Origin of the sequence: Flavobacterium palustre (genome assembly GCF_014639535.1) — a bacterium.
In the GTDB taxonomy this organism is placed as follows: Bacteria; Bacteroidota; Bacteroidia; order Flavobacteriales; family Flavobacteriaceae; genus Flavobacterium; species Flavobacterium palustre.
Window position 1 is genome coordinate 100,569 of sequence record NZ_BMGA01000006.1, and the last position, 12,185, is coordinate 112,753.

The window sequence follows — 12,185 nt, forward strand, 5'->3', positions numbered from 1 at the left end:
ACTCTTAGCAAAATTGTATTTAGCACATAGAAACATAAATTTTAAAAAAACACGTTTCTATGTGCTTAAATAATTATAACCTATTAGATCATAAATACCATTTTTGGTAACGCAATAATGCTTCCACAAAATAATAATCGGCATAAGTAAGCGGAACATCAATTTCATTGTTATGCGGAATTGAACCTACACTATGCTTCAATAAATAACCTCCATTAGAACCTAAATCAGCTCTATATTTTGAACTGGATAATGATTTCAAAATGGTTTTGGCTACACTAATATAATTTTGCTTTTCCTTTCCTGATGTATATTGTCCTAATTCTAACAATGCCGATGCGTAAACCGATGCAGCCGATACATCTCGCAATTCATTAGGAATATTTGGAGCATCAAAATCCCAATACGGAATCTTATCTGTTGGCAAATTAGGATTGTTCAATATAAATTTAGCAACTCCCTGTGCTTGTTTTAAGTAAGCAGGATTCTTTGTAAAACGGTACATCATAGTGTAGCCATACAATGCCCATCCCTGACCTCTACTCCAGGCACTGGAATCAGAATATCCCTGAGCTGTTACCTTCTTACGAACTTCCCCTGTATTTAAATCATAATCCAATACATGATAACTGCTGTAATCTGGTCTAAAATGATTCTTTATGGTTGTATTGGCATGACTTTCAGCTATGTTTGCAAATTTTTTGTCTGTACTGTTATGGCTTGACCATTCCAGCATTTCAAGGTTCATCAAATTATCAATAATAACTGGACCTACAAAACCTTTTTGCCTCAAACCTCCATCAGTAATTTCCCAAGACTGAATCACTTTGGCATCTGGACGATATCTTGTTGCCAATGACTTAGACGATTCAAGAATTACTTTTTTGTATTCTTCATTTTTTGTCAATCGATAAGCATTTCCAAAACTGCAGTACATCATAAAACCCAAATCATGGTTTTTAGTATAATATTTTACCGTATCTAAAATTGCCAGTCTTTTTTTGGCGTCATCAAGGATTGATGGCTTTTTAGTATATTCATAAATATACAAAAGTGTTCCCGGATAAAAACCGCTACACCACCAATAAACATCGGAACTAATATTACGATTTTTATCAAATGTTTTTGGCATTGAATCCTGTGGAGTTGCCTTCTCTAAAAATTGGTATTGCTTTGCTGCAAATTCAAAATTGTCTTGAATCATTTTTTTCATGACAAAACGATCCTTGCTATTGTCTTTTTGTGCAAAAATGGATAAGCTACAAAAGGACAATAGTATTAAATAATACTTAATTGTTTTCATATGGAATATTTATTGTTTTTTACTTAGTCATAAGCAATTAGCATTGATGCAATTATATTACAACTAACTCATCATGTTCATTACATGAATTTTTCTCAGTGATAAAAAAGTTGGTAAAAAGATTTAAAGTATTTTTACCAACTTTTAGATTATAGATTAATTAATTTTACCAGTCTGGGTTATTATCAGTCGCAGGTATTGCTTTATTAGATAGTATTTCTGAAGAAGGAATTGGATAAAGTAAATGTTTTTGAGTAACATTTACACCTCCAAAACCACCATATTGTTGGTTTGCAGGTGTTGGTGCTGCACTCATTTCAGCTCCCACTGCATTCATGGTAGAAACAAATTTATTCCAACGAATTAAATCTAAACGTCTTGTTCCTTCAAAACACAATTCACGCATACGTTCATCTTCAAGAGCTAATTGAAAATTAGCTTTAGAAAGACCTGCAGGTAAATCAGCTACTAAACTGGTAGTATTAATTGGAAGTCCAAACCCTCTACGGCGCACCTGATTAACATATTGATAAGCATTTGTAGGTCCATTTACCTGATTTTCAGCTTCTGCATGCATTAATAGAACATCAGCATATCTTAAAACAGGGAAATTAATTGGCGTGTGATTCTTATTCTTAGGCTGTAACACTTCGTATTCTCTTCTCCATTTTGCACAATCCCTGCCATAAGGTGTAGTTTTATTAGTAATAGCTACCTTAGCTCCTGTTGAACCGTTAAAAGTATAAGTTGTTAATGTCCAATCTCGGCGCAAATCCATTGTACCCGTTCCGTATTTATTGTAAACATTAAATAATCGGCTTGTTCCTCTTATAAAACCATAACAATACCCCAATGTTGATTCAAAATTAACTCCTGTCATAGTAATACCATTTTGACTACCTAAACGCCCCGTTTCTTGAAGTCCATCTGCACGATTTCCTTTAAACTCTATTTCCCACATAGACTCTTTTATATCATAAACATCTCTTGCCATGTTTATAAAAATTTGACGGTATGCATTATTAGAGGTATTAATTGCTATTGTTGGATTAAAAGATGCCAAAGCAGGATCTGTATCATACGTTGTATTCAAAGCATGTTCTCCTGAATCTATCACTTTTTTTGACCAGGATAAAGCATCTGCATATTTTGCAGTATCCATTAAAGGATAACCTGCCATTTGCAAACATACTCTGGCAAGAATTCCCTGAACTACCGTTTTCGAAATACGGCTTGGGTATCCCAAATCAGTAATTGTACTTACCTTTGTTTCGGCTTCTGTCATGTCTTTTAAAATTTGAGCATATACTTCAGCAGTTGGTGTTCTAGGTATTTGAACATTGTTAGGGCTTGTAGTGGGTTTCATTTTTAAAGGAACATCTCCAAATCTGCTTACCAGCATAAAATAGTAATAGCCTCTTAAAAACAAAGCTTCTCCTAATATCTGTTGGCGTTTATCTTCGTCCATTTGGGGAACATCAATATGCGCTATTAAATCATTAGCTCTATTCACTCCAGTATAGAGTGTACTCCACATATTAGCAATATCTACATTTGTAAAATCAAAACTATATACCTCTACCCCTATTTTTTGAGCAGATCGAGCATAAAAACCTTCATCTGTACAGGCTTCTAATTTGTAGAACAGATTATTACCATACAATGCTTCTGCACCCAATGGATCATAAACTCCTGCTAAAGCCTGAGTAAGTCCTTCTTCATCAGTATAATATTGTTCTAAGGCAATCTTATTTTTTGGTTCGGTATTTAAAAAATCTTCACAAGAACTAGTGACTACCGCCACTAAAACTAATAGTATATATATATTTTTCATCTGAAAAGAATTAATGTTATTAAAATGAAATATTAGTTCCAAAAACAATAGTACGGGCACGAGGATATGTTGAAAAATCAAAACCAGAAGTTAATGCTGAACTATAAGCATTTACCTCAGGATCTGGTCCTGAATATTTTGTCCAGGTAATTAAATTTTGTCCTGAAACATAGAATCTTAATGATTTAAGATGCCATTTTGAAACCAAATCGGAATTTACATTGTAACCTAAAGAAACTGTTTTTAATCTTAGGTAAGAACCATCCTCAACAACAGCAGAGGAATAGCCACCTCCAAAATAACCTCCAGTACGAAAAATATCAGAATTAGAATTCTCTGGTGTCCAGCGATTTTCATAACTGGCAAATTGATTTAAATATTGCTGACCTTTAGTATTCCCTTCAAACAAAAGTTTGTTAGCATTTAAAATATCATTACCATAAGACCATTGGAAAAATACATTCAAATCAAAACCTTTATAAGTAAAGTTGTTAGAAAATCCACCTGTATGTTTTGGTAACCCTCTCCCTATTACGGTATAATCACTAGCATTAACAATACCATCACCGTTTTGATCTTTATATTTAATATCACCTCGCTGAATATTTGCTCTTGTATTTCCATTAGTAGCGACATCAGCTTTTAGGGTATAAACATTATTGCCATTACCATCTACTGTAATATCAAAATCAGCATCTTTATAAGTGCCTAACCACTCATATCCGTACATTAATCCCAAAGGCTGCCCTATTTTTGCAATGTAAGCACTGGTATTTTGCCAATTGTTATCCCATCTGATAGTACTTTCAAGTCTATCCTGTCCTTCGGCCAAGGCTAATAATTTATTTTGATTAAAAGCTATATTAGCACTGGAGGTCCAACTAAAATCTTTAGTCTGAATATTTTTAGTAGTCAGGGTTAATTCCAAACCTTTATTCTCTACACTACCAATATTTTTGAAAGCACTACCAAATCCTGAAGAAGGCGGAAGTTGAGCCCTCAATAACAAATCTTTAGTAATTTTTCTATATACATCTGCTGTTAAAGTAATTCGTTGTTTAAAAAAACCTAAGTCAACACCTGCATCAAGCTGCTCAGTAGTTTCCCATTTTAAATCAGAATTTCCAATTATTGTAGGTACCACTCCAGGAACATAGTCATTATCAAAGACGTAAGCATTTATTAATGGATTAAAATAATTAGTTAAATAATCAAAATCCCCTACTCTATTATTACCTGTTACACCGTAACTTGCTCTTAATTTACCCTCTGATATTGTTTTACTGTTTTTGATAAAATTCTCTTTACCAAAACTCCAAGCAGCAGCAGCAGAAGGAAAATATCCCCAATGATTTTTAGAAGGAAATTTAGACGAACCATCAGCCCTGAATGAAGCTGTTAAGAAATATTTAGATGCGTAATTGTAATCAACCCTTCCTAAGAAAGAACTCATTGTCCACACAGATCCAAGCGAATCTACCCTTTGTTGTACTCCTTGATCAAGTCCTGCTAACCCTAAATCCTCATTAGGTAATTGGGTTGCTGATTGCCCAAAACTCCAACTATCATTTTTTTGAACTGTAAACCCTCCTAAAACATTTAGTTTTGATTTTTTAGATAGTTGTTTATTCCAGGTTAAGGTGTTCTCATTTTGCCAGTTACTGGAATTACTATGTAAAATTGATCCATTCACTCCATTTGTGTTTCCCGGAAATCCATACTGGGTTTGCGAATTATTAAAAGATTCTACTCTCAATCGGTTTTCTCTAATACCAAAAGTTGTTTTAAACTTCAAATCTTTTGTAAAAAGATATTCGATATAAGAGTTTACAATGGTACTTTTAGTTGTATTTAAACGATATAAATTCTCTAAATTGATAGTTGGATTTACTCTATAATCATTCGCCCCATTAATATCCGGATCCTGAAGTAAATCAAGTACTGAAGGATCTGTAAGTATTGGTCTAGCCCCCCAAACCGACACCATAATATTAGTAGTAGCACTATTAGTTGAGGTTCCTGGGTTAATCCCAGATTGCTCTAAGTGACTATAATTAGCATTAACACCTATTTTCAATTTATCAGTGATGTTATAATCTATAACGGCACGCCCTTGATATCTCTTATAATTTGAATTTAACAAAACACCATCCTGATTACTAGTAGATCCTGAAAAAGAATACTTCAATTTATTAGTCCCCCCTCTTGCAGAAAAATCATTATTTTGAAATAATGCAGGACGAGTTACTAAGCCCTGCCAATCAATACCCTTTTGTGTTTTGTAATAATCCAGTGTCTTGCCATCTGAAAGATATATTTCTGTTGGAGAACGAGGCACTGAAGTTAAGGCAGGATTCAGTTCTAATTGGTATTTTAAAAATTCATAAGGATTCATTAAATCCATTTTACTAATACTATTTTGTACACCTATAGAACTGGAAAAACTAAAAACGGTCTTCCCTTTTTTTCCTTTTTTAGTTGTAATTACAATTACACCATTAGCACCTCTTGCCCCATAAATTGCGGTAGCAGATGCGTCTTTTAAAATTTGCATCGATTCAATATCACTAGGATTGATCGCATTATTATCTGCACCCTCAACAATAAAACCATCAATTACGTACAAAGGACTATTAGCCTGTGTAACCGAATTATTCCCCCTAATCACAATATTCACACCTGCTCCCGGCTGACCACTATCGGAAGTTACCTGAACTCCCGCAACACGACCAGCTAAAGCTTCATCAAAAGAACGAACAGGAGCTTTATTAATATCTGCCATAGATACAGAAGCAACAGAACCCGTCAAATCCTTCTTATTTACAGAACCATAACCAATAACAACAACTTCATCTAAAGAACTCGTTGTAGATTTCAATGTAACATTTATAGTTGCTTTATCGCCAACAGTAATTGTAGCATTTTCAAAACCAATGTAGCTAAAAGCCAATTGATCTGTGGGAGTTGCATTGATTTTAAATTTTCCATCAAAATCAGTTGTAACAGCTATTTTAGTTCCCCTTACTAAAACTGTAACTCCGGGAAGAGGATCTTTCTTGTCATCATTTACAGAACCTGTTATTGTTTTGCTTTGTGCCTGTACAATAACTGGAGCCATCATCACGAAAACACCAACAAATAATTGTTTTAAAACCTTATCTAAAGGTTGGTATTTTAATTTCAATTTTTTCATAGTCATTAATTTAGTTTTGATTATAATTTTGGTCATTTTAAGATCACGAAACCGGTGTCAGAAATAATTCATATACAAAGCTATCTGACAATCTTTTTTTTAAACAGGATTATTTTCCATTTATGAGGGAAAATAATCCAATCACCTAAAAACCAAATAATTAACCACGACTTTAATACTCTTAAGATTCTTTAACATTAATTTCAAACTAAATATATTCAAGAATTTTCAAGCAAAATAAACATAATAAATAATAGTTATCCCCTTTTAAATTCAATACTAAGTCCATTATGATGTCAAATTTAATATTCTGGTAAAATTTATTTTGACATTAAGTAATTTTATTATTTTTTAGACTTATTAATTTCCCTTATTTTTGAACAATATCTAATACTATAACAGTATAACCTATTACATCTCAATCTTTATTTATTTTTAGTAATAAAGTTAAAGTATTTTAACGGTATCGATGGATACTTCATTATTTAACCCTTAAGACCTTTTAATGCTTTTTAAAAATCACAACCGGAGATTTCTTTTTTTAGGAATTTGCTTTTGGAGTTTATTTTTTTCTGCTTCAAAAAACTTCGCCCAAACCAAACAAATATTATTTAATCATTTAGATATCACAAATGGTCTTTCAAATAATTCTGTTTTATCAATCAATCAGGATTCTTCCGGATTTATTTGGTTGGGAACAAAATATGGTTTAAATCGTTTTGATGGACGTAATTTTAAAATTTTTAAAAACGACCCTAAAAACAAAAGCAGTATATCTTCAAATGATTATATCAAAAAACTGACATTAGCTCCAAATAATAAAATGTGGGTGGTATCAGACGGATTGGATTTATACCATTCAGAAGATAATTCCTTTGAATCAATCATTCCACAAAGTGAAAACATTTTGAAGGTATTCCGGGACAGCAAAGAAAATTTATGGATAGGTTCATTAACCCAACTCAAATTTAAAGCAGCTAACAGTGAAAAAATAATCCCTATAAAAATTGCAAAGGGCAACATAATAATTTCCGAACTTTTTGAAGACAATCATCATCACATTTGGGTGGGAACATCTGATGGATTATTCGAAGTATTTTTTGCAAATAAAAAACTAATTACAAAAAGACATTTCAGTTCCCAATTTAAAAAAACTGAAAATATTGATCAAATTACCAGCATTGTTCAGGATCAAAGTTCAAAATATTGGATTGGTACAAAAAAAAGCGGTCTTTATCTTTTTGACAAAAAAAACGATCAGTTAACCCACTTTGTAAAAAACACTACCGACAAAAACTCATTGGTCAACAATAATATCCGAAAAATTTTACTCCATAAAAATGGATCTCTTTGGATAGGCACCCAAGATGGTTTGTCAATTTTAAATCCATACACTCATCAATTTACCAATTACCAGCACGACCCTACAAAACCAAATAGTTTAAGCCAAAATTCTATTTATGATATTTTTCAGGATAAAAGTGGTTCTATTTGGATTGGTACCTATTTTGGAGGTGTAAATGTGGTATACTCTGTCAATACTCCTTTCACTGTTTATAAAAATAGCATCAATAAAAATAGTATCAGTAGTAATATAATTAGTGCTATTGTCGAAGACAAGAACCACAATTTGTGGATTGGGACAGAAGCCGGAGGTTTAAACTATTTTAACAGGAGCAACCAACAATTTACAGCTTATAAAAATAGTATCAGTAACAAAAACAGTATAGGATCCAATTTAGTAAAAACTATAGCGATTGACAAAAACCAAAATGTGTGGATAGGAACAACTTTAGGAGGATTGAATCTTTTTGATCCTAAAACTTCAAGTTTCAAAGTCTTCAAAAGTAATAGTAATAGCATTGCTTCAGATAACGTAAACTGCTTGGTGGTGAACAAACAAAACAAATTGTTTATTGGAACTGATACCGGTTTAAATATTTATGATATTGCCCAGAAAAAATTTAGTTTCTTTAATACCAGCGGAAAAACATTCAGAAGAAAATCAATTAATGCTTTATTTGAAGATAAAAAAGGGACTATTTGGATAGGTACTCCTAACGGAATTCACGTTTTTCAAAACTCCAAACTGCAGTATAAAAATTTTAAAGACAGCTTAAACACGCCATTCAATTACGATATTAACTGTTTTCTGGAAGACAGCAAAGGAAATATCTGGGTAGGAACTTATCATAATGGATTAGCATTACTTAATCTTAAAAACAATACATATAAAATTTTCAACACTACAAATGGTTTACCAAATGACAATATACTAGCCATTTCAGAAGACAACGACACCAACTTATGGATAGGAACCGATAATGGCCTAGTAAAATACAACCGCATTTCAAAAAAGTTTAGAAGTTTTAATATTTTGGATGGCTTGCCTGACAATGAATTCAACACCAATTCAGTTTTAAAAGATAGTAATGGAAGGTTATTTTTTGGAACTTACAACGGTCTAATTAGCTTTATACCGCACGATATAGAAAAAAATGAAATAGTACCAAATGTTGTACTGTCTAACCTCAAATTATTTAACATTCCTGTTAAAATTAAAGATGAAAACAAACTTCTGGAACAAGATATCAACTTCAGCAAAACAATAACTTTCAATCATAATCAGAATAATTTCACAATCGAGTTTTCAGCATTAAATTACATTAAGTCCAACAAAAACAAATATGCTTACAGGCTTGAAGGTTTTGAGAAAAACTGGAATTATGTTGATGTTCCATCGGCAACCTATACTAATTTAACCGCAGGAAAGTATCATTTCTTAGTTAAAGCCGCCAATAACGATGGAATTTGGAACGAGAATGTCAAAAAAATTGAAATTGTGGTACTCCCTCCCTTTTGGAAAACCTGGTGGGCTTATTTAATTTACATTATAATAATCTCTATAATAGCTAATTATATAATTAAATTTTTCAAAGCCAGAGCAGTACTTAAACAAGAGCTCCATTTTGAAAAAATGAAATTAGACTTTTTTACCAATGTATCACACGAAATCAGGACGCCGTTGACCCTAATTTTGGGACCTATCGAAAAATTAGAACAATTAACCATAGAAAATACCCAAGCCAATAAATATGCTGTCAGCATTAAAAACAATACCGAAAGATTATACCGATTAGTAAACGAATTATTAGATTTCAGAAAAGCAGATTCCGGTAATTTGCGTCTGTATTTTTTTGAGGAGGACATTGTAAGCGCTTTAAAAGAAATTTTTAACCATTTTGAAACGCTTGCCGAATCAAAAAATATTGAATACACTTTTAAAAGCAGTCATCCTCAAATTTTGGTCTATTTTGACAAAGACCAAATGGAAAAAGTATTTTTCAATTTATTGTCAAACGCTTTCAAGTTTACCCCAAACAATGGTAGTATAAACCTTGAAATCACCTTAAAAAAACAAAAAATAAACATTCGTGTAACAGATAATGGCAAAGGTATCGATTCCGAAAATATTGATTTTATTTTCAAAAACTTTTATCAGGTGGGACAACACTTTGGGACAGGTATTGGTTTAGCACTTTCAAAAAGTTTGATAGAACTTCATAAAGGAAAAATCAGTGTAAAAAGTACTCCTGCAACGGCAAACCAAAATGGAAAAACTACTTTTAAGGTCCAATTACAAATTGGTAAAGAACACTTAAACGAAAGTGATTTTACTTCAACACCTAAAATTGAAAATACTGTTTACGAAGAAATCATAGACTATTCTTCCGAAAACTTTATTGACAGTCCGGTTATTAATGATAAAAATAAAACGACAACTATTTTAATTGTTGAAGACAATGATGAAGTAAGGGATTTTATAAAACAATCTTTAGAACATCAGTATCGTGTTTATGAAAGCGAAAATGGCTTGGAAGGCTGGAAAAAGGCCATCCAAATCCTTCCCGATTTAATCATTAGCGATGTGATGATGCCAATTATGGATGGGCTCGAACTTTGCAAAAAGCTCAAAACAGACATACGTACTTCACATATTCCAGTTATTATGCTTACTGCAAAATCGGCACCTATACATCAAATACATGGTTTACAGCATGGAGCCGATGTTTATATTACCAAACCATTCAGTGAGCAAATTTTGCAGCTTAACATACACAATCTCTTAACCTTAAGAGCGGTAATGCAAAAAAAATATAGTGAACAACTATTAACATTACCCGCTATAATAAACACAGAATCATCACAGGATGAAATATTACTACAAAAACTACATAAAATTATTGAAGACAACATTGCCAATGTCGATTTAGATGTCAGCTACATTACTTCAGAAATTGGAATGAGTAAATCACTTTTATACAAGAAATTTAGTGCACTTACTAACCTTTCTTTAAATGAATTCATTAAAAACCAGCGTTTAAAACATGCTGTCGAGTTTTTCCAAAAAGGTGAAACATCAGTTCTATCAGTTGCATTGGAAGTAGGTTTCAATGATCCTAACTACTTTAGTAGGGAATTCAAAAAAGTATATGGAATTACCCCTACAGACTATATTAAAAACAAGGGAATGGATAAATCAAATGGAACTACTAATTGATTTAGAATATTTTAATAAAACACCTGATATGTTTTCATGATGACTACACTGTGAAATTTTTCAGATTGAAACCAAGACACAAAAAGGAGGGCTGTTCAAACTTTTAAACAGCCCTTTTTATATTTTTCCTTTGCGAGAGATTAGAAATAGTCTATAAAATCTATTGCTTATTATTAGTAAAAGGTACTGTTACGATACCTGAATAAGTTCCATTTTCAAAACCGCCTTGCCCATCCATTGTTGAGAAATACATACAACGAGGTTTTCCATTCTCAAAAAGGATAAAAGGTCTTTCTATTTGTCCTCTTTTTTCTAATGTATTATCGTCCCATTGAATTGTCTTGGAATAGGCTTTTGGGTCACTATCCATTTTCCAATCAATTCCATTGACAGAATGAGCCAAAACACCTCCACCCCATTCACTTGTATATTTTCCTTTATGATCTTTGAAAGTAACATGATATCCACTTTTGTCCTTCCATAAAAAAGGATCTTCAAGTTCACCAGTTACTTTGGCATCAAAAACAGCTTTTTTGTTATTTAGAACTTCATAAGGTCCCATAATATTTTTGGCAAAAGCTACTCCAAGCGACATTGGCCCGTGAACATTACCTTCGTATTCTCGTGCTTTAAAAATCATTAAAACCGAATCATCGTCATTGATTACCATTGTTGGATTCGAAGTCAGAAAGCTATAGAAAGTATTGGGTTCTGTCTCTAGAATTGGCCTGTCCATTCTTTGCCATGGTCCATCAAGACTACTTGCCACTGCCACACCAACACGTTTATTACTTCTACCTACAATACACCATTTACTCTCCGTAGTAAGCTCTCCTTTTTTTGCTTCTTCAAACGGATGAGTGGATCCTACATAAAACATATAATACTTTCCTTTATGCTTAAAAATTTGAGGATTGAAAGTAGATCTACCGTCCCAATACTGCGCTCCTCTTGCTGATAAAGCCTTGTTTACAAAATGAAATGGCCCTTCGGGTCTATCGGCCACGGCATGAACAATTTCTGAAGAAACCATCCAGCCCGGATGAAAAACAATAGTATCCGAATAACGGGATGAAAAAAGATGGTATTTCCCGTCATCTCCTTTTATAACTGAATTATCCCAAACCCAATAGCCTTTCATATAAAAACCACCATCTTTAACGGCTTTCCCCAGATTGTGGAAAATTTCATTTTTGGAATTTTTCTTTAATTCTAACAAATTGGTTAACTTTTCCTGAGATGACACTAATTGAACTGCGATTAACAGCAACCATAAAAAAACTGTTTTTTTCAT

The 12,185-nt window shown here is 32.6% G+C and carries 5 protein-coding genes; 1 reads left to right on the top strand and 4 read right to left on the bottom strand.

The window, feature by feature from the left end; all coding sequences use genetic code 11:
- Positions 1–88: 88 nt before the first annotated feature.
- The 3 genes from IEV84_RS12065 to IEV84_RS12075 all read right to left on the bottom strand — a co-directional run bounded on the left by IEV84_RS12065 (position 89) and on the right by IEV84_RS12075 (position 6,366).
- Positions 89–1,303, bottom strand: coding sequence for a glycoside hydrolase family 88 protein (locus tag IEV84_RS12065; protein WP_188494526.1), 1,215 nt, complete (start codon positions 1,301–1,303; stop codon positions 89–91).
- A 166-nt stretch (positions 1,304–1,469) separates the two neighbouring features.
- Complete coding sequence (locus IEV84_RS12070; RefSeq protein WP_188494527.1) at positions 1,470–3,137, bottom strand: RagB/SusD family nutrient uptake outer membrane protein; 1,668 nt, start codon at positions 3,135–3,137, stop codon at positions 1,470–1,472.
- Positions 3,138–3,156: 19 nt separating this feature from the next.
- Positions 3,157–6,366 carry a SusC/RagA family TonB-linked outer membrane protein gene (locus IEV84_RS12075; protein ID WP_229732673.1) on the bottom strand — a complete coding sequence of 1,070 codons (3,210 nt, stop codon included), beginning with the start codon at positions 6,364–6,366 and terminating at the stop codon, positions 3,157–3,159.
- 469 nt (positions 6,367–6,835) lie between these two features.
- Between IEV84_RS12075 and IEV84_RS12080 the strand changes: the two genes are divergently transcribed.
- A complete protein-coding gene (locus tag IEV84_RS12080) occupies positions 6,836–10,891 on the top strand; it encodes a hybrid sensor histidine kinase/response regulator transcription factor (RefSeq protein ID WP_188494528.1) in 4,056 nt (1,351 codons plus the stop codon).
- A 160-nt stretch (positions 10,892–11,051) separates the two neighbouring features.
- On the opposite strand, the gene IEV84_RS12085 is transcribed toward IEV84_RS12080, so the two are convergent.
- On the bottom strand, positions 11,052–12,185 hold the full coding sequence (locus IEV84_RS12085; protein WP_188494529.1) for a glycoside hydrolase family protein: 1,134 nt from the start codon (positions 12,183–12,185) through the stop codon (positions 11,052–11,054).